The organism is Arsukibacterium sp., from assembly GCF_033721375.1.
Classification (GTDB): Bacteria; Pseudomonadota; Gammaproteobacteria; order Enterobacterales; family Alteromonadaceae; genus Alishewanella.
Window position 1 is genome coordinate 113,066 of record NZ_JAWWAP010000001.1, and the last position, 21,946, is coordinate 135,011.

Genomic DNA, 21,946 nt, shown 5'->3' on the forward strand with positions numbered 1-21,946 from the left:
CCATGCTATTAAAATCAGTTGAACATATATTCTGGCTTGGCCGGTATCTTGAGCGGTTAGATAATACGGCCCGTCTGGTTAACGCCACCAGCCATTTGCTGATTGACAGCCATAAAGACACTAAATTCAGCTGGCCGGTATTACTGGACGTAATGGGCATAAACAGCAGTAAAGCATTGGATAGTTACTCATTACCTGCTGACGCTCAACCGGAGCAAGCCAGTATTGAAAATGCGGTGATGTCACATTTAATCAGCAACAAAGACAGCACGGTGTCTATTCGCTATACCTGCAGCCAACTGAAGTTTAACGCCCGTACTATTCGCCAGCTTATTCCACGAGATATGTGGGAAGAGCTGAATAAACTGGACTTATTTTTAAAACAGCACTGTCAGCAACTGCAGGGGCGTCAGCATCGTTACAACCTGATGACAGAAGTCAGCCGGCGCTGCCAGATGGTCGTCGGCGTTTTGGATGGTGTTATGTTGCGTGGTGATGCGTTTGACTTGTTTAACAGTGGCCGTTTGCTGGAGCGGGCAGATATGACTACCCGGATTATGGATGTGCTGGTATTACAGCAACTGCAGCCAACCCAGATCAAACGGCCAAAATTTCGCTGGACCTCTATTTTAAATGCCTTAGGTGGCATTGAGTCGTATCATTATTATCTTGCGGAACAAAGCGGTGATGTCGATACCATTGATTACCTGCTAACCTATGCAGATTTTCCACGGTCTATAGCGTATTGTTTAAACCGGGTAGCAGCCTCAGGCCGGACTCTGCCGCACAGTAGTAGTATTTTACAGCAGGTTCATGCGTTACAGGCATTGCTGAAAGAGCAGCCACTAAGTGATTTATCAACCGCCCAATTGCATGTGTTGATTGATAAAATTCAGACTGGCATTATTAATTTACATCAGGTAATTGTCGAAGCTAAAAGCAGCCAGCAAAGTCAGCAGCTTTCAGCCTGAGATGTCGCATCCGCTTGTGCCAGCTTAACTTTACGTTTATTGCTGGCGGTGCTATCAGTTTTAAGCTTAGAACAACTTCAGGAGCTTTATGTCGTTTAACCCGGCGCAGCCAGACCGCAGCGAACAACAGCACTGGCAAACGCTACCTCAATGGCAGACGATGCAACAGTGGTGGCAGCAGCAAAGCGAAAGCGGCCTGAACCAGTTGTATAATGAGTTACAACACCAGCTGCGTGAGAACGGTGCTGCTGTGGATCCGTGGCATTCCTCAGCGCGCCAGCTTGATTTACAGCCATGGCTGATTGCCGCTGAACAGTGGCAGCAACTCGAAGCCGGCTTAAGTCAGCGCCATAAATTACTGAACGCGATGCTGGCCGATTTATATGGTCCGCAAACACTGTTGCAACAGGGTATTATTCCAGCCGACGTTATCCACCTTAATGCCGCTTTTTTGCTACCTTGCGCAGATTTAACCGTTAGTCAGGCCTGGTTATCCCTGTATGCCTGTGATATTGGTCGCGATAGTCATGGCCGCTTCTGCGTATTTAACGACGTCAGCCGTGCACCAGCAGGGCTTGGTCATGTTCTGGAGCACCGGCTTGCGTTTAATAACACCACTACCGAACTGAACAGCCAGATTAAAAAATCTCAGCTGGCGGGCTTTTTCCGCCAGTTGCAGCAGTTGCTGCAGCAACCGGATCAGAGCGGTCAACAGCAACATCTGGCAGCGTTACTTACCCATCAGCAACGTGACACAGCCTACTTTGAGCACGCTTTTCTGGCTAATTATCTTGATATTGCCCTGGTACACGGTGCCGATTTAATGCTGAAAAGTGGAAAGTTATGGCTGAAAACCTTAAGTGGCCTGCAACCGGTTCAGAGTGTGCTTCGATACCTTGATGACAACAACTGCGATCCGCTGGAACTGGCAGCGGGCAGCAGTGGCTGTGCCGGGCTATTGCAGGGCATCCGGCAAGGCCAGCTGCTTTGCGCTAATCTGCCGGGCTCAGCCTTGCTTGAATCCGGCGCTTTGTTACCTTTTATGGCACAGGCCTGTCAGTTTCTGCTGGCTGAACCGCTGCAACTGGCCAGTGTCGATACCTTGTGGTGTGGCGAGGATGATGCGTTAGCCCGGCTTCAACAACAACCAGAGCACTACTGTGTTCAGCATTTAATCAGCAACCAGCAATTTATTCTCAGCCAATTAGATGATGAGGCTTTGGCAACGTTGTGGCAGCAAGTTAAACAGCATCCTCAGGCTTATATTGCCAGAGCAATACTGCCACTTAGCCAGCTGCCCTGTCGCACGGACACTGGCAGCTCAGAGCTGCAGACCGGGGCCTTGCGACTGTTTAGTTTGCTGGACCATCAGCAGACTATTTCAGTATTGCCCGGGGCACTGGGCCGGACTGACCGAAGCCCGTTAGTCTTACAAACGATGTTACAGCAAGGTTTTAATCAGCAGTTCAATGCCAAAGATGTCTGGGTGCTGGCAGATAAAAATCTCAGCAACAGCTTATTACAAAGTGCCAGCAACAGTATCACCTTATCACGACAGGCCGGATTACTATCCAGCAGAGTCGCTGATCATTTATTCTGGCTTGGTCGCTATAACGAGCGACTGAATTTAATTTGCCGGGCGCTGCGTGCCGCTTTACCGTTACTTAACGATGAAGATCCGGCCCGCGGACAGCAGGATGCCCGGGCCCTGCTGCAGTTTTGTTTGCAGGCCAATGGCGCCGAGCCTGATCCAAACGCCAGCATTGAGTTACTGTTGGAACCGTTGTTTTCTGCCAGCAATCCGCAGGGGCTGGTCGCCATCCTGAAAAATCTGCTGTTTAATGCGCAGTCGGTCCGTGAATACTTTGGTGAAGACACCTGGTATGTTCTCGATAAACTGCAAAGTGCCGTTTACCGTTGGCCAGCTCAGCCGGACTGGCAGCAACCTGCGCTGCTGTTAAGAACCCTTGATGAAATTATTTTATTGCAAACAGCAATCTATGGTATCAACAGTGAAACCATGACCCGTACCCACAGTTTGCGATTTATGGATTTAGGCCAGCACCTTGAACGCGCGCTGCAAACCTGTGGCTTGCTGCACTCGGTGTTCTGTCAGACCAGCGCTTCAGCAAGTTTACTCGAAGCGTTGCTGCGGATGGCCGATACCCTGCTGACATATCGGAGGCGCTACCATAATGCGTTGCATCCGGTGCCTATCATTGATTTGCTGTTACTGGACGATAGCACGCCACGTTCAGTGGCTTATCAGTGCACGGTGTTAGTACATCAGATTAAAAAGTTACCTCCTCAGCAAAATTCAGCGCCCGGCAGTCAGCTGCCAGGCAATGAAAGTCAGCTTAGCAGTGAATTACTGGCCTTGCTGCAACAAACAGATCCGCAGCAACTTTTTGATCAAGCATTGCAACCGCAGCTGGAACTGAGCCACCTGCTGTTACAACTGCAACTGCGGCTCCGGCAGTTATCAGACTCAATAACCTTATCGTATTTCAGCCATATTGATACTCATAACCAATGGCAGCGCTTCTGAGATGAGATATAACCTGCGTCATCTTACCCAATACAGCTATCCGCAGCCGGTTGCTAACAGCTACAACCTGGCTTGTCTGACACCACGTCAGTTGGCTTATCAACAGGTTGAACAAACCCAGCTTGATGTTGAGCCCTACCCGTCAGACGTTCAGCAAAGAACAGACTATTTTGGTAATACCCAACATTTTATTCACTTACAAAGCCCGCATTTGCAGCTGGCTGTAACAGCAAACAGCATTGTTAATGTGCAGCGGCGGGACAATGTGCTGAAAATTCAGGATGGTGCCAGTCTCAGTCAGTTACAGCAACACCTTAACCGCGAGTATGATAGCGCAACATTGCAGGCAAAGCTGTGCAGTCATGCCAGTCAGCTTATTCCTTTGCTGCCACAGGCACGGGCGCTTATAACGCCAATGCTGCATGATAAACAAAATGTGCTGCAACTGGCTCAAGCCGTTAATCAGTTTATCTTCAGTGAATTTAAATATGATCCGGAATTCAGTACGGTCGTTACGCCCCTTAGCGACGTAATACAACATAAGCGCGGGGTATGTCAGGACTTCGCTCAGCTGGCAATAGCCTGCATGCGTAGTATCGGCATTCCGGCGCGCTATGTCAGCGGCTATCTGGAAACCCGGCCACCGGAAGGACAACCCAGACTGGTTGGTGCTGATGCCTCGCATGCCTGGTTTGCCGTGTTTGATCCGGTGTTTGGCTGGATAGATTTTGACCCGACCAATAACCTGCTGGCCGATGAGCAGCATCTTACTGTGGCATTTGGCCGGGATTACGCCGATGTGGTGCCATTAAAAGGTTTACTACAGGGTACCGGTGAGCATACCCTTACTGTCGCTGTTGATGTGGCCCCCATGACAGGTTAAATATCCCAAACGTCAGCGGCCCGGCCAACATTGTTCTGCTCAGCAAACTTCAGCAGTCTGCCGGCTAATGACTGAGATCGGCATTGGCAGCACGGCCAGTCAGCCAACGATACCCGAGCCAGGCAGCAGCTATCAGATATGGCAGCCCACCCGGTACCCACATCAGTAAGCCGGCCAGTTGCTGATCAGCCAGCTGATGACTGGGATAATACAGTAATGTATCGGCAAAGGTCAGAATAGCGCCCAGAAATCCGGTGTGCATCAAGGTAAACAGTAAGGCCAGCAATGCCCAGCTGCGACTACGCTCGTTGCTACTTAATGCAGCCCACCACAACATCGCCGCGGTAAAAATAAAACAAAAGTGCTCCACTAAATGCCACCACGGGTGCTCCAGTGCCAGCACATAAAACCGTGGGGTATGCCAGAACCAGACCATAGCGGCATGCAGATAAGCCAGACTAAGCGGATAAGCGCTTAGTTTCAGTAGCGGCTGCCAGACCAGCCGGCCAAAGCGACCCGTTGCCGCAGCAAACTGCGGCAATGGCAAACTCAGCGCCCACATCGGCGTAATAACCACCATAAACAACATATGCTGCACCATATGGGCGCTGGCACTGGTTTCCGCTAACTGATCCAGCGGCCCGATAGCAGCATAACCGCACAACAGGCAGCTGCTATGAAATAACAGCGCCCGCCAAAGTGGCGGCGGCCTTTTAATGCTACCCAGAATATAAACCAGCCAGAACAGCGCCAGCATAAACACGGCCACCACGGCGGCCCAGAAGGTGGCACCGTCGCTTTGCAATGGGTTATGCGCCTGTAATGGCAAGCTGATAACGCTTAAAAATAACACCGCTGCATTGATAATTAACCGTCTTGCTGTTAACTGCATGGCGCAAATACCAGTACCGGCAGGCCGCCGGCAAGCGTTGCTATGGCGGAAGCGAGATACAATACGGTGCTGACATAGCCGGTAAAATGTTTAACACCGCCGGCATTGTTGGCCTTGTGCTGCTGCAGGCAGGCGCGACCGGTGCGCCAGGCCAGGGCCAGCAGTACGGCTAACACCAATAACGTTAATAAAAATAAGCTGACATTAAGCCAGTTAAGAGCTCCCGGCTCAGAAGCAGGTGGCGCCAACTGGCAGACGACGGATAAGCCGGCATACATTGCCACAAACCAGATACTCCAGATTGTCAGGCCGATAACCAGCTGAGCCGGATGACAAGGGTCAAACCAGGAATAACGGCTCATAACTGGCTCCCCCATCCCAGCGGTAAGATAAAAAACAGCGCCACACTTAGCCAGTACACCGCCAGATAGTAAAACCACAACGGCTTAATAACCTGGGGCTCATAGGGCAAACCGGCACTGACATAACCGCGACCGACTCTGAGCGCCTGTAATCCGGTTAATATCACCGTCAGTGCGGCATGGCCAAGCAGATACAACAAAATGACCATCAGCACGGCATCATGGGCGCTACCGGTGTAATCAAGCGGCACCTCAATAAACAACAGCAGCAATATTACCAGGTGCAACAGGCCAAAAGCAGCGCTGAACCAAAGCTTTTGTTGTAACCGGCTATCATCCTGCTCTGCCAGACGCTGACATAGCTGATGAAACAGCCAGCCGCCAACGCAGCCTGGTATGCCACACGCTAACAGCCACCAGACAGATAGCGGCCCCTCATCCGGCGCGGCCCACTTTGGCGCCGCAGTCCATAAATAAAACCAGCCAAACAGCAACGACATATACAAAGCGCCATTGGCCAGCAAGGTAACAATCATGCCCCAGCGCCCCGGGCCATCGAGGGTTTGCGACTCCACCGGCAGCTCAAGACCGGCCCGGCTTTTTTGCGGTGACGCTTTCGGATGGCCGCCATTTTCCCAGCTCCAGCGCAGTAATAGCAGTACCGTGACCACAACAGCTAATAATGCCAGCTGATACCAGCGGCATAGCAGACTGATACATACCGCAGCCAGTGCCAGCGAGCTGTAGAGCGGCCACCAGGAATTAGCCGGCAGCTGCAACACTTTTTGTAACTGTGCACTGATGGCTGACGTGCCATAGGTTTCTCTTTTGTCTCTGCTGGCATCGGCCAGGCCTTCCTCGCCAGCCGCAATACGCCCGGCCAGCTGTGAGTCCTGCCACAGCGGCGTGCGACTGCTGACAGCCGGTAAACTGGCAAAATTATACTGAGCCGGCGGCATATCCAACGCCCATTCCAGGGTATCGGCCTGCCACGGATTGGCACTGGCGCGTTTGCCAAACCAGAAATGCAGCAACAGATCCAGCAACACTAATGCCACTCCAATGGCCATAACAAAACCACCTACCGACGACAACAGATTTAAGCCATCCCAGCCTAACCCGGCTTCATAAGTATAAACCCGGCGCGGCATGCCCAGTAGACCGGTCACGTGCATCAGTAAAAAAGTCATATTAAAGCCGCCAAACGTCAGCCAGAAGCCCCAGCGGCCTATTACTGCTGACGGCATCCGGCCTGAAACCAACGGCAACCAGTAATACAGCCCGGCAATTAATGGGAAAAACATCCCTCCCACCAATACGTAGTGCATATGGGCGACGACAAAGTGGGTGTCATGAACTTGCCAGTTAAACGGTACCAGTGCCAGCATCACCCCGGTCAGGCCGCCACAAACAAAAATCACCAGAAAGCCGCTGATCCACAGCATCGGCAGCCTGAAAACCACTTTACCCTGCCACAACGTCGCCAGCCAGGCGAAAACCTGAATTGCTGTGGGTATCGCCACCAGCATACTGGCGATTGAAAAAAAGGCCTGTGCCAGCTGCGGAATGCCCACAGTGAACATATGATGCACCCAGAGCCCGAAGCTGATAAATCCGGTTAAAATAATGGCAATCACTATCCAGCGATAGCCAACAATCGGCCGGCCGCTGAATACCGGGATCAGGGTAGAAACAATGCCGGCTGCTGGCAGAAAAATAATGTAAACCTCGGGATGACCAAACAGCCAGAATAAATGCTGCCACAGCAGCGGATCGCCACCCGCGGCCACGGTAAAAAATGGCATACCAGCAGCACGTTCCAGCTCAAGCAGAATACTGGCCAGAATTAACGGCGGAAAACCAAACACAATCATCAGCGCCATCACCAGAATGTACCAGCAAAACAGTGGCATCCGGCTTAGCGTCATCCCTTTGGCCCGGCTGCATAAAATTGACACCGTAAGCTCGATACCGGCTGCCATCGCCGAAATTTCAACAAAGGTGATCCCCAGCAGCCAGAAATCTGACCCCGGACCGGGTGCAAATTCACTGCTGCTAAGCGGGGTATACATAAACCAGCCGGATGCTGGTGCTATCCCAAGCAGCAAGCTGGCCATAATAATAATGCCGCCAAACAGGTAGCAGTAATAACCCAACGCGCTGATCCGTGGAAACACCAAATCACGGGCACCAATCATTTTCGGAATTAAATAAATTGCCAACCCTTCCAGCACCGGAATGGCAAATAAAAACATCATTACAGTACCGTGCATACTAAACAGCTGACCATAGGTTTCAGCACTGATAATGTGCTGCTCAGGCAGAGCCAGCTGGGTCCGCAGCAACATGGCCAGCACGCCGCCTACCAGAAAAAACAGCATACCGGTAACCATAAAGCGCAGGCCGATGGTGCCATGGTTTACCGCAGCCAGGCTGCCCCTGCCCGGTAAATTAGCCCAAACCCGGCCAAGCTGACTGGCTAATTCTGCCTGGCCCTGCCTGGTATCAGTCATCTGTATTTTTCTCCTGTAAATATAGATGTGGCGATTTAAAGGTATTCAGCCAGCTGGTAAAAGCCGCTTGCTCGTAAGCAATCACGGTAAATTGCATATGAGCATGGCCCACCCCACAATATTCGGCGCATTGCCCCCGATAAATGCCGGCAGCAGACGCTTCCAGCCTGAGCACATTGGTGCGACCGGGTATCAAATCCAGTTTAACCCCGAGCCTGGGCACCCAGAATGAGTGAATAACATCAGCACTGCTTAAATGCAGGTGCACCACAGTATTTACCGGAATATGCAGCGTATCAATCAGCTGAATATCATGGTCCGGGTAATTTACCTGCCAGTACCACTGATGCCCGGTAATGTTAATCTGCACGGCATTGTCTGCCTCCAGCGGTATCATTCGCTGGCCAACCGGCACCCCAACAAGCAGCAGCGCTATGATACTGACAATGGGTAACGCCAGGCCGCCCCAGATAATCCAGCCACTGACAGCGCTGCTTTTTACCATATCGTTTGCGCGTCGCTTAATGGCGTAATGCCATAGTACGATAACGGTAAGCAACACCAGACTGAAAAAACCGAACATCAGCCACCATAGCATCGCAACCTCTGCGGCTGCCGGGCCCTGCGGGTCCAGACTGGAAAATGGGCCGCTGCAACCACTTTGCGTCAGCAGCAGGCCGCCAGAGCAAAACACTGCTAGACTTTTACGAAATAAGGCTTTGCTAGCAAAAAAGGGTTTGCTAGCGCCAGTTAACAATTGCTGAGGTGTGTTATGTCGATGGATCCAATTGTCAGTCAGATTAAAATTTTCGGTCATCCGTTGCACCCCGGACTTATTCATTTCCCGGTAGCCGCATTGATTGGTCTGATTGCCGCTGATCTGGCATTTGTGTTCAGTGCTGATCCGTTCTGGGCCAGAGCCAGTGTCTGGCTGGCCGGAGTAGGCGCAATTGGTGGCTGGCTGGCCAGCGCCGCCGGGCTGATGGATTTGTTGCTGGTTAGCCAGATTAGACGCTTGATCACCGGCTGGTGTCACGCCATGCTGGCAGTGATGTTGTTGTCGCTGGCTACCTTCAACTGGTTGCTGCGACTGCCTGACGCTTCCGCTAACATCATGCCGCAAGGGCTTTATTTGTCGCTGCTCTGTGGCTTGCTGATCACCGTTACCGGCTATCTCGGCGGCCGGTTGGTTTACGAAAACGCGGTTGGGGTTAATATCGACGACATGTTGCAGGAAGACACCAGCACCTGATGCCGCTTTTGGGCTGGTTACCAGAACCATAACAACGCCTCCTGGCCCGGTTTTACTAATACCAGACCAATCACAGTTATCAGCAGCAACAAAACCAGCAGCAGCAGTGATGCCGATTTGCCGGCTATCGAAGGGGCGCTGGACCGGGTACTGTATAATATAAGCATGCCGGCAATTACATGACAGACTACCAGACCGGTAACTAATGTCAGTTTTAACAATAGCCAGCTATCCAGCTGACGATTAACAATAAAAATCACTGTGCCTGATACGATCGCCAGTAAGCCAGCCGGGCTGGCCAGCCTGGTAAAAAACAAGCGCTCCAGAATATCGCCATCACTATTGCGCTCTAAACCATCCCGGTTTTTGCGTGACATTAGCAATAATAAGACAGTTAAGGCAGCCGCCCAGATCACCAGGCCGCCGATATGCAAAAACAACAACCAGACCATTAACTCATTCCATTAGTTACAGGAAAAATAAACGGAACCTCAGATAACATGTTAATTAAACGAATATTTTAGAATGTGTAGTTAACTGTAGCAGACAAAATTAAAAGCGCAGCCCGGCGACTGCAAAACTTTTAGCCGCCGGGAGTGGAGCAGAAATATCTGGACGTTGGCACGGCAGCTCAGTAGAGCGGCTACAGATTAACCGTTTTGATTTTAAAAACGCTGCAATACAATACCGGTAAAAACAGCAGTGTTAATATGGTGGCAAAACCTAGACCGAACATAATAACCACCGCCAGACTGGCAAAGAAAACATCACCGAGCAAGGGTATCATCCCCAGAATAGTGGTAATAGCGGCCATGGCAACCGGCCGCACCCGGCTTACTGCACTGTCAAATACTGCATCAAACGCGGCCTTGCCCTCGCTTAGCTCCAGCTTTATCTGCTCAATCAGCACGATGCAGTTTTTAATCAGCATGCCGGATAAACTCAGAAAGCCCAGCAAAGCAATAAAACCAAAGGGAGCATCAAGTAGCAATAAGCCAAAACTGACGCCAATAATAGCCAGCGGCACACAAGCCCAGATCACCAGGGCACTGCGCAGCGAATTAAACAACAGCACTGTCACCACAAACATCATCAGATATCCCAGTGGCAGCGAGCTGAACAAGGCTTGCTGGGCTTTTTGCTGCGCTTCCAGTTCACCGCCCCAGCTGAGAAAATAGCCGGTCGGTAACGGAATAGCCTCTATTTGGGTCTGCACTCTGGCTTGCAGTGCCGAAGCTGTGTCGTCAGATAGCGTATCGTGATCCGCCATCACGGTAATGGTTCTTTTACGGTCACGGCGCTGAATTTGTGCATCTTCCCAGACTAAATCAAAACCAGTCACCACCTGGGTTATCGGCACATAACGCTGCAATTTATTGCTGTACACCTGCAAGTCGAATAATGCATCCAGATTATCGCGTTCAGCCAGCGGTGACCGGGCAACAATTGGCAGCAAGTGGGTGCCATCCCGGTACAGACCGACAGTGCGTCCCGACATACTGGTTAACAGAACCTCATCAATATCCTGCTTACTGATCCCCGCCCGGCGCGCCATGGCTTCATTAAAACGCGGCCGGATAACCTTTGCCCGTTGTCGCCAGTTATCCCTGATACTGACTGCCTGGCCATCAGAGCGTAAAATTGTTTTTGCTTGCTCTGCTAACGAGCGCAGCACATCCGGATCTGCGCCGCTGAAGCGGGCTTCAATTTTGGCCGGGGTCGACGGTCCGACTTCCAGCCGCAACAACTTATGCTGTAATCTTGGCAGTTGCTCATTAATATAGTCACGGGTACGCTGCATTAACGCCGGCAGTTGTTCACGTTGCTCCGCCCGGATAATCAACTGGCTGTAAGCGGCAAAGCTTTTTTCTGGCTGGTAGGTCAGCATAAAGCGTTCTGCGCCACGGCCACTGGTACTGGTGACATGACTGACCCCCTCGAGGGTGGTCAGATAATTCATCAGGCGCACCGCGTCTTCACTGGCATGGCGAATATCGGTACCCTCAGGCTGCCATAAGTCGACTAAAAAAACTGGCGTATTAGACGGTGGAAAAAACACCTGTTTAACATTGCCAAAACCAATAACAGCTGCCACCAGTAAACCGGCAGTCAGCATGTACGTCGCCAGCCGGTGACGCAGGGCAAACCACAATACTTGGCGGTACAGGTTAAACACCGCCCCCTGATACAACGGCTCTGGCTCTTTGTCAGTTATTGCTATGTTATCTTTAAACAAAATACTGGCAAAAAACGGCGTCAGGGTAATTGCCGTTATCCAGCTGAGTAGTAACGAGACCAGCAGCACCCAGAACAGGCTGCCGGCAAACTCACCGGTCGCGTCACTGGACAAACCGATAGGCGCAAACGCTGCTATTGCGATAACCGTGGCACCTAACAATGGCCATTGCGTTTGTTTGACAATCAGACTGGCGGCATCAGCCAGTTTAAGGCGTCGTTGCATACCAATTAAAATACCTTCAGTAATAACAATGGCATTATCGACCAGCATACCCAGCGCGATGATCAGTGCACCGAGCGATACCCGTTGCAGCTCAATGTTCATTTGCCGCATAAAGATAAAGGTACCCAGTACCGTCAGTAGCAGTATCAGACCAATTAATATGCCACTGCGAACGCCCATAAACAGCAGCAGCACCACAATCACAATAGCGACGGCTGCTGCCAGGTTTATAATAAAACCACTCACTGAACTGGCCACTTCATCCGGCTGGTTGTAAATCGTGTTAAGCGTTATTCCAACCGGCTTGTTATACTCCAGCGCAGCCAGCCGTTGCTGTACGCGCTCACCGGCTTCAACCACATTCACGCCGGCAGAAAAAGAGACACCGAGGGTCAGTGCATTCTGGCCGTTAAAGCGGATTAGCTGATTAGGAACTTCGGTATTCTCAACATAAACCCGCGCCACATCGCCCAGATAGATTAACTCTGTTGAGTCAGGGCTGGAAATAATCAGACTTTCTAGTTCCGCTACCGATTCAAATTCGCCGGTAGGATAAATTCGTAACCGGTCCGGCCCGACTTTAATAGAGCCGGCATTGGCAACCATGTTCTGGCTTTGCAGCAAAGCTGATAAGGTTTGTGGCGCTATGCCCAGTGCCGTTAACCGTGGCCGGGAAATTTCAACAATAACCTGTTGCTGCTGCACCCCACCAACAGCTATCTTGCCAACGCCAGGCACCAGTACCAGCTCCCGCCGCAAAAAATCGACATAGTCCCGCAGTTCTTCGCCGCTGTAGCCTTCACCACTTATTGCATACAAAATACCGTAAACGTCGCCGAAATCATCTTTAACCTGCGGAGTTTTCACGCCAGGTGGCAATTGGGGTTGTAAATCATTGACTTTATGGCGCAGCTCATCCCAGATTTGTTTCAGCTCTTGCGCCCGATAGGTGTCTTTCATTTCTACCATCAGCTGCGACAGCCCGGCCGACGATACCGAGCTGACATGATTAACATAAGGTAGCTGCTGAATGGCGTTCTCCAGCGGATAGGTGACTTCCTCTTCCACCTGGGTTGGCGATGCGCCAGGATACTGGGTAATAATTAGCGCTTGCTTCAGGGTAAATTGCGGGTCTTCTAACCGGCCCAGGCCTGCATAAGATACGATACCACCAAACAATAAAATGGCAGCAAATAACCAGGAAGAAGTGCGGTAACGGATAAAATAGCGGGCCAGATCCATTGTTAGAGCCCCCGCTCACGCACCCAGGGCCTTACCTGCTGCCCTTCAGTCAGATGCTGAACGCCGGCACTGACAACTTGCTCACCAGCAGTAAGTCCGGCGGTAATCGCCGCGCCCGCGCTGGTCAAACTGCTTACGGTAACCGCCCGACGATCTACCCGGCCAGTGTCGGGCTGAAATACCCATACATAGCTCTGCTGGCTTGGTAAAGCGGTATCATTGGGCAGAAAGAGCGCGCTGGCCGGAATAAACAATGCATCGACATAGGCAGCATTTATTTTGCTGACTTCGGCAATGACATTGGCCGTCATGCCTGAGAGCACATTAAACTCCGTAGGCGTCGCCATACTAAATACCACTTTAAAGCTATTGGTGGCCGGATCAGCACGGGTATCCCACTCGCGGATCCTGGCCCGGTAGCGATACATCGGATGCGAGTCAAACACCACTTCTGGCTGGTAATCAAAATCTTTGCGGACATTGGAAATAACATCTTCCGGCACCTGAATGACCACATCAACCTGATCCCGCACCTGCAACTCCATTATCGGCTGCTGAGCAGCAATGTTTTCATGGTTTTCAACCAGTAAGCGGGAAATTATTCCAGCGAACGGCGCTTGCAGCCGGGTATAGCTCAGTGCCGTTTCAGCGGTCGATAAATCTGCCTGCGCGACCTGCAGCTGAGCTTTGGCCTCGTCAAATACCGCCTGCGATACCAGGTTCTGGGCAATCAGCTGTTCAGCGCGGTTAAACTGGGTCTGAGCCAGTTCATAACGAGCGCGGGCCTGATCGAGTTTCAATTTAAAGTCAGTATCATCCAGCCTGGCCAGCAACTCACCATTTTGCACTTGCTGGCCGGGCCGGGCCAGCAATTCGACCAATTTGCCACTGACTCTGAAGGTTAAATTCGCCCGCACTGTTGGCTCTACCACCGCCGGAAACTGGCGAACTGCACCGCCAGCATCACTGCCAACCTGATATAACTTAACCGGCCGGATTAACGGCTCAGTGCTTTGAGGTGCTGGCTCAGTACAAGCTGTTAACATGGCACCTGAGCAGACAATCAGTAAAAGTTTTGAAAAACGCCGCATAGTTAGTTCCCATAATGCTGATTAAACTGATAACAGGCCAACACAGGCGACGATTTTTAACCAGAATGATTAAAGTGCGCCAAACAGATCTGACCAGCATTACTGATTAAACATCAAAAACCGTCTGTTCACAGCAAGTTTTTTAATAACGGCTCAGATTTCCAGCAATGCCTGTTTCAGCTGATGTAATTCATCCCGCAGCGCAGCCGCCTGCTCAAACTCTAAATCTTTGGCATGTTGTAACATTTTATGTTCTAGCTGCTTGATTTGCGCCTGCAGCTGATACGGCGTTTTGCCTTTAATCAGCTTAACCTGTTCGGCCACTTTACGCAGTGCAGTCGGTGCGGTCGGCGCCTGACCTAAGTCCATCACATCAGAAATTTTCTTGCGGATTGCCGCAGGTTCAATGCCCAGTTTTAAATTGTGAGCAATCTGCTTCGCCCGCCGCCGCTCGGTTTCATCAATGGCACGCTGCATTGAGCCGGTGATCCGATCAGCATATAAAATAGCTTTTCCTTTCAGATTTCGGGCGGCCCGGCCCATAGTCTGGATAAGCGAACGGTCTGAGCGCAGAAAACCCTCTTTATCAGCGTCCAGTATCGCTACCAGCGACACCTCAGGAATATCCAGTCCTTCGCGCAGCAAATTAATACCAACTAACACGTCAAATACACCTAGGCGCAAATCACGGATAATCTCCATCCGCTCAACAGTATCAATATCTGAATGCAGATAACGCACCCGGATCTGATGCTCACTCAGATACTCAGTTAAATCCTCTGCCATTTTTTTGGTAAGGGTAGTCACCAGCACGCGCTCATTCTCCTCAGCACGGGCCAGCGCTTCAGACATTAAGTCATCTACCTGAGTGGCAACCGGTCTTATTTCAATCACCGGATCCACCAGGCCGGTCGGCCTTACAACCTGCTCAATAACCTCGCCGCCTGATTTTTCCAGCTCGTATTTTGCCGGGGTTGCCGAGACGTAAACCCGTTGCGGCGCAATCGCCTCAAACTCATCAAATTTTAACGGCCGGTTGTCCAGTGCCGATGGCAGCCTGAAACCATAATTAACCAGGTTTTCCTTGCGTGAGCGATCACCTTTATACATGGCACCGATTTGCGATACCGTCACATGCGATTCATCAATAAACATCAGGCCATCGGCCGGAAAATAATCCAGTAAGGTTGGCGGTGGCTCGCCATTGGCCCGGCCTGATAAATAGCGGGAGTAATTTTCGATACCTGAACAATAGCCCAGCTCCACCATCATCTCGATATCGAACTGGGTGCGCTGGGCTATCCGCTGCTCTTCCAGCAGTTTATTGTCACTGAGTAAATCAGCCCGGCGCGTTGCCAGTTCCGTTTTAATATTCTCAACGGCAGCCAGAATTTTTTCCCGTGGTGTCACATAGTGGGTTTTCGGATAAATGGTATAGCGGGTGACAACCTGCTCGACCGCACCGGTTAACGGGTCAAAAATACTGATCCGCTCAATTTCCTCATCAAATAATTCCACCCTTACTGCCAGCTCATCTGATTCAGCCGGAAAAATATCAATCACATCACCACGCACCCGGTACGTTGCCCGCTGGAACTCAATGTCGTTACGGCTGTATTGCAGCTCAGCCAGCCGGCGCAGGATAAAACGCTGATCAACAATGTCGCCTACTTTTAAATGCAGCAACATTTTCATATAAGATTCCGGATCGCCCAGACCATAAATTGCCGACACTGACGCAATAATCACCACATCACGCCGCTCCATCAGCGCTTTGGTGGCAGACAGGCGCATTTGCTCAATGTGCTCATTAATAGAAGCATCTTTCTCAATAAAGGTATCGGTAGAGGGCACGTAGGCTTCGGGCTGGTAATAGTCGTAGTAAGAGACGAAATACTCTACCGCATTGTTCGGGAAAAACTCCTTCATCTCGCCGTAAAGCTGAGCAGCCAGGGTTTTGTTATGGGCCATAATCAGGGTTGGCCGGTTTACTTTGGCAATCACATTGGCCATGGTAAAGGTTTTACCGGAACCGGTTACTCCCAGCAGAGTCTGGTGCGCCAGTCCGGCTTCAAGACCATCAACCAGTTTCGCTATCGCATCAGGTTGATCGCCGGCAGGCTGATATTCCGATACTAGTTCAAACGGACGGGTCATGCGGACTCCTTTAATTTAAATAAGCTGACCCGGTTAAACCAGCTATAGGCAATGGCGGCAGTAAAAAGATTGGCAACAACACAACCGGCAAACACGCCTATTACACCAAATAATTTGCCGCCGGCCCAGGCCAGTGGTACATAAAACACAAACAGCCGGATTAAACTAAGCCAGAGGGCATTAACCGGCAAATGCAACGCATTAAAAGAAGAATTGGTCAGTATGGTGATACCCTGCAGGCCATAAGCCAGTGGCACTATCCATAAAAACCAGCGTATATAACGTGCCACATCCGGATCATCGGTAAACATAGCGGCAATCGGCCAGGCCAGTGCAGCCAGAATAAGGTAAACGGCAAACTGCCAGCGAATAATAAAAAATGTGGTCAACTGATAAGCCTGTTGCACCCGCAGCAACTTATCTGCCCCGAAATTCTGGCTGATAAAAGGTGGCAAGGTCATTGACAGCGCCAGCACTACTAAAGACGCCAGGCTCTCCAGCCGGGCGCCTACCCCGAAAGCAGCAACGGCAGCCGCACCGTAACTTGCCATAATAGCGGTTAACACAGCCATCGCCAGCGGCGTTAACATATTCGCCCCGGCGGCCGGCATACCAATTCGCAGAATTTTCCGGTAAATCGGCAGTGCGGTGGCAAACGGTTGCCATACCGCTATCAGCAAACGCCTTTTAAATAATAACCAGATAATCATGCCACAACCCAGCGCCCATGACAGCACAGAGGCCACAGCAGCACCTTGCATCCCCATCGCCGGCACCGGACCTAAGCCAAAAATAAACAGCGGATCCAAAATGGCGTTAACGACACCGCCAGAAGCCATAATTAAACTGGGCGTTTTGGTATCACCTGATGCCCTGAGCACCGCATTACCAACCATCGGCATTACCAGCAGTACCGCCCCGGCAAACCAGATAAGCATATAGTCCTGAATATAACCGAGGGTTGTTTCACCGGCGCCCAGCAGCCGGAACATTGGATTGATCAGCGCCATTCCCAGCAGACTCAACGCCAATACTAAATAAGTTGCCAACCATAATGCGGCCAGAGAATCAGCCTGCGCTTCTTTATTGTGGCCGGCTCCCAACGCCCTGGCGATAATCGCCGAAGTACCGATACTAAGGCCAATAGCCAGGCTGATTACCGTAAACGTTACCGGAAAGGTAAAGCTGATAGCAGCAAGCGGTGTTGTGCCCAGCATACTGATAAAAAAGGTGTCGACCAGGTTAAAGGTCATCAACGTTAACATACCGGCCAAAACCGGTACTGTCATGCTGCGCAACGTACTGCCGATATTACCATGTAAAATCTTATTGGCGGGCGGCGCCTGGTTACTCATACATCCGGCCTGCTGAAAAATAAGCTGCTATTGTAGTGAAAAGCGTTGATCCATACCATGGCAAAGCCTTAAAAAGCGTGGCAATAGTGAAAAACTCTGCCTCATAACGCTCTGATGCGACAAATAGTTCACAATTCGGCCCCTGCTTATTTTGTGCCACTTTGGATTGTTTTAAGGGAAATGCCGCCAGTCAGCAATTTTATTAAAGCATTGATTTAATTGCATATTATTTTTTTCACTTTGCGACTTGACCACCTTGAAAGGCACAGAATACAAGGCTTAGCCCCGCTAAATACAGAGTAACGCACAGACTTATCCACAGCTTCTGTGGGTAACTTTTAAGAACGCTGTAACTACTGGCGCTGGCAGCAATTACGGAACATCAGAATTGGAGCCACTGGTTAAAAAAATGGGTTGTTATAGCCGCTTCCTGATTGAAAAAACCGGTATTTGCTTAAACAATATGCAAGTAAACCAGACAGAGACAAATCTGCGCAGCAAAGTGTTGACAGTGTCCATAGCTGGCATTAGTATTGCGCCCCGTTGAATGCTGTTCCCCAATAGCTCAGCTGGTTAGAGCGGCGGACTGTTAATCCGTAGGTCGTTGGTTCGAGTCCAACTTGGGGAGCCACAAGCATCAACAACAGTTATACTTTTCCCCAATAGCTCAGCTGGTTAGAGCGGCGGACTGTTAATCCGTAGGTCGTTGGTTCGAGTCCAACTTGGGGAGCCAACCGCTATATCAGTTTTTTCTTTTCCCCAATAGCTCAGCTGGTTAGAGCGGCGGACTGTTAATCCGTAGGTCGTTGGTTCGAGTCCAACTTGGGGAGCCAAAAACTGCTTCTCAGCTGTTTTTCCTGCTATCTGTCGTTATTTATTCCTTTCTAGGTATTTTTTTGATTTAATTAGCTTTCTATTCTTTTTAGCTAAACTATATTAAGCATTAGACAAGGAAGCAAATTATGTTTGGTGGTCAGGGCTTATGAAGATATTTAAAACCTTACTAATGGCGCAATTACTCACTGCAGTAATATTGGCAGCCGTCACTGTGTCAGCTCTGGTGCTGTACAGCCAGCAACTGGTTGAGATTCGCGAACGGAATGCGCGAAATACTATAGAACAAATTTTGGAGCATCACCTGTCAGGTGACGCTAAAGTGCTTAGCCGGCAGTTAGATCGCAGTTTTGAATTACAAAGCCTGCGGATAAGTCAATTGGATGGCACTGTACTGCACGAGCAGAATAATCCACGCACGGCAACTACCGCAGCAATGTGGGCGCTGCAAACGGCTGGTAGTCAGTTCAGGCCGGTAACGTTGCGAAATGAAGATCATGGCCTGCTACTAAGTTATCAGTTGAATCACCGCCCAATGCTGGCCCCATTACAACAATTGGGTTTTGTGTTGTTGCTGGCGCCCTTCGTCATTGGCTGGCTAACGGTTCTTATTGCCAAAAGCAGCCTGAACCGCAGCTATCGTAAAACATCACAAGCCGTTAATCAGCTGATTGACGGCTTTATTCAGGATCCACAAAAAACCGAACCAAACTGGAATAATATTCCACGTGAATTTTCTGACATTAATGTCGCTTTGCAAAAGCTGGCCAATTTCAGCAAAAAGCAATACAGCGAAATGACCACTGCGGCCTATCAGATTGCCGAAGAAGCCTATAAAGATCCGGTAACCGATTTACCAAACCGCAACCGGTTTGTGCAATATTATGAAGACCACTGCAAAGTATCCAAGGATACTGACTTTGGAGTATTTGCCATTACCCGCTGCACAGAACTACAAAGCCTGAACCAGACCCGCGGTTATCAGGAAGGCGATCAATATATTAAAGATGTATCCAATATAGTTCGTAAAGTGGCCGATGCTTATAAAGACGCTAAATTATTCCGCTTAAACAGTTCAGATTTTGGTATTTTACTACCCAGAATCACCCCTAAAGAAGCAGAAAACTTTGCGCTGCAACTACAAAGCCGCTTTAACGAGTATCAGAAGAATGCTGAACTCGACTCTATCGCCTATACCGGCCTGGTAACCTATGAAAGCGGCAAGGCGCTTGGCGAATTATTAGCGGTTGCTGATACCTCAATAAGCCTGGCGCAAACCAAACAAACCAATGCCTGGCACTTACAGAAAGATTCAGCAGGCCTGGAGATGGCAAGCAGTGGCTATGGTAATCAGAACTGGCGTAATGTGATTGAAGATGTATTAAATAACAATCGCATTTCTCTGCTGACCCAGCTTATTCAGCCATCAAACCGCTCTGCCAAAGCCTATTCAGAAATTCTGGTACGGTTTAAAACCCAGGAGAATCAGGTGTTGCCAACGGCTTCGTTTTTAGCGATGGCAGAAAAACTGGATAAAATTATTGCAGTCGACCGGTTAATTATTGAAACAGCACTGACCACCATTAAAAACCGCAATTTGCAGGATCAGTATTTTGGTCTGAATTTGTCACCACGCTGCGTGCATGATGATCAGTTCGTGATCTGGCTGGAACGCCGGCTGCTGAAAGATGCCCACATTGCAGCAAAACTGATTTTTGAAGTATCAGAATTTGGCCTGCAGCAAAACCTGAAAACCAGCAAACGCTTTATTGATATGGTGCACCGCGCCGGAGCCCGGATAACAGTCGAGAAATTTGGTGTCGGAATTACCTCGTTTAAGTTTTTCCGCGATTTAAAGCCCGACTTTGTCAAAATGGACGGCAGTTATACCCGGCATATCGATGAAGACAAAAATAATCAGTACTTTATGCGGTTAATGATAGACCTGGCCCACCGGATTGGGGTGGGTGTATTTGCTGAAAGTGTCGAAACGCAGGAAGAAAAGCACATGCTGGAGTCGTTGTTTATCGATGGTAACCAGGGTTACTATGTTGGTAAACCTGCCCCTATCTGAATGCGGCTACCGTCAGGCAGTTAATCGGCTCAGCCAGAGCGGGTTAACTGCCATGAAAACCTGACAACAGCAGTATCCTCCGCAATAACCCTACAGTTTGTTTGGTTGTAACCACGTTGACATCATTGCATAATACCGGCCTGTTAACTGTCTGAGCCGGACTATTTAAGCCTAACGATGACCGAATTCCTTCTTCTACTGATCAGTACAGTGTTAGTTAACAACTTTGTGTTGGTAAAGTTTCTGGGGCTGTGTCCTTTTATGGGCGTGTCCTCGAAGCTGGAGACAGCTATTGGTATGGCGTTGGCAACCACTTTTGTGCTGACCCTGGCCTCCATTTGCAGTTATCTGGTAGACACCTTTTTATTAGCCCCGTTTGATTTGCTTTATTTACGCACCTTAAGCTTTATTCTGGTTATTGCAGTGGTGGTGCAGTTCACCGAAATGGTGGTTCATAAAACCAGCCCTACCCTGTACCGGTTGCTCGGGATTTTTTTACCTCTGATCACAACCAATTGTGCTGTGCTGGGCGTAGCCTTATTAAACGTCAATGAACGGCACAACTTTATTAACTCAGTGGTTTATGGTTTCGGCGCTGCAGCGGGCTTTTCGCTGGTATTAATTTTGTTTGCTGCCATGCGCGAACGACTCGCCGCAGCCGATGTCCCGGTGCCGTTTAAAGGCGCGGCCATCGCCATGATTACTGCCGGTCTGATGTCACTGGCATTTATGGGCTTTACCGGTCTGGTGAAAGTCTGATGAGTTTACTGACTGCACTACTTATCCTGGGCGGGCTGGCGCTGCTATTTGGTGGCTTGCTTGGGTTTGCCGCTGTGCGCTTTAAAGTACAGAGCGACCCGCTGGTCGAGCAGATTGATGATATTTTGCCCCAAACCCAATGCGGCCAGTGCGGCTACCCGGGATGCCGGCCTTACGCTGAGGCCATTGCCAATGGCGATGATATTAATAAGTGTCCACCGGGGGGGGACAGCACTATTCGTAAACTGGCCGATTTAATGGGCGTGGAAGCTAAACCACTAAATGCCGCCCAGACTGTCGCAATTAAGCGGGTAGCCTATATCCGGGAAGATGAGTGTATCGGCTGTACCAAATGCATCCAGGCTTGCCCGGTAGACGCGATAGTCGGTGCATCAAAACTGATGCACACCGTTATCGTCGATGAATGCACGGGTTGTGATTTATGTGTTGATCCCTGTCCGGTTGATTGTATTGATATGTTACCGGTAACCCCAACTCCAGAGCGCTGGAAGTGGGATCTAAAAGCCATTCCGATAACCCAGGTGGAGTAAC

At 50.1% G+C, this 21,946-nt stretch carries 16 protein-coding genes and 3 tRNA genes; 10 read left to right on the top strand and 9 right to left on the bottom strand.

Annotation, left to right across the window (positions count from 1 at the left end; translation table 11 throughout):
• Window positions 1–2 precede the first annotated feature (2 nt).
• The 3 genes from R3187_RS00490 (at window position 3) to R3187_RS00500 (ending at window position 4,402) form a co-directional block, all read left to right on the top strand.
• Window positions 3–971 carry an alpha-E domain-containing protein gene (locus R3187_RS00490; RefSeq protein ID WP_318964739.1) on the top strand — a complete coding sequence of 323 codons (969 nt, stop codon included), beginning with the start codon at window positions 3–5 and terminating at the stop codon, window positions 969–971.
• An 88-nt stretch (window positions 972–1,059) separates the two neighbouring features.
• The gene (locus tag R3187_RS00495) at window positions 1,060–3,519 is read left to right on the top strand and encodes a circularly permuted type 2 ATP-grasp protein (RefSeq protein ID WP_318964740.1); all 2,460 of its coding nucleotides are present in this window, start codon (window positions 1,060–1,062) and stop codon (window positions 3,517–3,519) included.
• Window position 3,520: 1 nt separating this feature from the next.
• Window positions 3,521–4,402, top strand: coding sequence for a transglutaminase family protein (locus R3187_RS00500; RefSeq protein WP_318964741.1), 882 nt, complete (start codon window positions 3,521–3,523; stop codon window positions 4,400–4,402).
• A gap of 64 nt (window positions 4,403–4,466) precedes the next feature.
• On the opposite strand, the gene R3187_RS00505 is transcribed toward R3187_RS00500, so the two are convergent.
• The 4 genes from R3187_RS00505 to coxB are packed head-to-tail and all read right to left on the bottom strand — an operon-like array spanning window position 4,467 to window position 8,863.
• On the bottom strand, window positions 4,467–5,294 hold the full coding sequence (locus R3187_RS00505; protein WP_318964742.1) for a cytochrome c oxidase assembly protein: 828 nt from the start codon (window positions 5,292–5,294) through the stop codon (window positions 4,467–4,469).
• Window positions 5,285–5,656, bottom strand: a complete 372-nt coding sequence (locus tag R3187_RS00510) for a hypothetical protein (RefSeq protein ID WP_318964743.1) — start codon at window positions 5,654–5,656, stop codon at window positions 5,285–5,287. The genes R3187_RS00505 and R3187_RS00510 overlap by 10 nt, the downstream gene beginning before the upstream one ends.
• A complete protein-coding gene (gene ctaD / locus R3187_RS00515) occupies window positions 5,653–8,169 on the bottom strand; it encodes a cytochrome c oxidase subunit I (RefSeq protein WP_318964744.1) in 2,517 nt (838 codons plus the stop codon). Before ctaD ends, R3187_RS00510 begins: the two co-directional genes overlap by 4 nt.
• On the bottom strand, window positions 8,162–8,863 hold the full coding sequence (coxB, locus tag R3187_RS00520) for a cytochrome c oxidase subunit II (RefSeq protein ID WP_318964745.1): 702 nt from the start codon (window positions 8,861–8,863) through the stop codon (window positions 8,162–8,164). The genes ctaD and coxB overlap by 8 nt, the downstream gene beginning before the upstream one ends.
• Window positions 8,864–8,941: 78 nt before the next feature.
• Between coxB and R3187_RS00525 the strand changes: the two genes are divergently transcribed.
• The gene (locus tag R3187_RS00525) at window positions 8,942–9,421 is read left to right on the top strand and encodes a DUF2231 domain-containing protein (RefSeq protein WP_318964746.1); all 480 of its coding nucleotides are present in this window, start codon (window positions 8,942–8,944) and stop codon (window positions 9,419–9,421) included.
• A gap of 17 nt (window positions 9,422–9,438) precedes the next feature.
• On the opposite strand, the gene R3187_RS00530 is transcribed toward R3187_RS00525, so the two are convergent.
• The 5 genes from R3187_RS00530 to R3187_RS00550 all read right to left on the bottom strand — a co-directional run bounded on the left by R3187_RS00530 (window position 9,439) and on the right by R3187_RS00550 (window position 17,727).
• Entirely contained in the window at window positions 9,439–9,873 is a 435-nt protein-coding gene (locus tag R3187_RS00530; protein WP_318964747.1) for a hypothetical protein, read from the bottom strand.
• 191 nt (window positions 9,874–10,064) lie between these two features.
• The gene (locus tag R3187_RS00535) at window positions 10,065–13,124 is read right to left on the bottom strand and encodes an efflux RND transporter permease subunit (protein WP_318964748.1); all 3,060 of its coding nucleotides are present in this window, start codon (window positions 13,122–13,124) and stop codon (window positions 10,065–10,067) included.
• 2 nt (window positions 13,125–13,126) lie between these two features.
• Entirely contained in the window at window positions 13,127–14,215 is a 1,089-nt protein-coding gene (locus tag R3187_RS00540; protein ID WP_318964749.1) for an efflux RND transporter periplasmic adaptor subunit, read from the bottom strand.
• Between the two features lie 153 nt (window positions 14,216–14,368).
• Window positions 14,369–16,372 carry an excinuclease ABC subunit UvrB gene (gene uvrB, locus R3187_RS00545; RefSeq protein ID WP_318964750.1) on the bottom strand — a complete coding sequence of 668 codons (2,004 nt, stop codon included), beginning with the start codon at window positions 16,370–16,372 and terminating at the stop codon, window positions 14,369–14,371.
• Window positions 16,369–17,727: an MATE family efflux transporter gene (locus tag R3187_RS00550; protein ID WP_318964751.1), complete on the bottom strand. Its 1,359-nt coding sequence runs from the start codon at window positions 17,725–17,727 to the stop codon at window positions 16,369–16,371. Before R3187_RS00550 ends, uvrB begins: the two co-directional genes overlap by 4 nt.
• Before the next feature lie 554 nt (window positions 17,728–18,281).
• On the opposite strand from R3187_RS00550, the gene R3187_RS00555 reads away from it, so the two are divergent.
• The 6 genes from R3187_RS00555 (at window position 18,282) to rsxB (ending at window position 21,945) form a co-directional block, all read left to right on the top strand.
• A tRNA-Asn gene (locus tag R3187_RS00555) sits at window positions 18,282–18,358 on the top strand.
• Between the two features lie 25 nt (window positions 18,359–18,383).
• Window positions 18,384–18,460, top strand: a tRNA-Asn gene (locus R3187_RS00560).
• Window positions 18,461–18,483: 23 nt separating this feature from the next.
• Window positions 18,484–18,560 (top strand) — tRNA-Asn (locus tag R3187_RS00565).
• Window positions 18,561–18,709: 149 nt separating this feature from the next.
• Window positions 18,710–20,635 (top strand): GGDEF domain-containing protein, encoded by a 1,926-nt coding sequence (locus R3187_RS00570; RefSeq protein WP_318964752.1) that lies wholly within the window; start codon window positions 18,710–18,712, stop codon window positions 20,633–20,635.
• A 177-nt stretch (window positions 20,636–20,812) separates the two neighbouring features.
• Window positions 20,813–21,394 (top strand): electron transport complex subunit RsxA, encoded by a 582-nt coding sequence (gene rsxA / locus R3187_RS00575; RefSeq protein WP_318964753.1) that lies wholly within the window; start codon window positions 20,813–20,815, stop codon window positions 21,392–21,394.
• The gene (gene rsxB, locus R3187_RS00580; RefSeq protein WP_318964754.1) at window positions 21,394–21,945 is read left to right on the top strand and encodes an electron transport complex subunit RsxB; all 552 of its coding nucleotides are present in this window, start codon (window positions 21,394–21,396) and stop codon (window positions 21,943–21,945) included. Before rsxA ends, rsxB begins: the two co-directional genes overlap by 1 nt.
• The last annotated feature ends 1 nt before the right edge of the window (window position 21,946 follow it).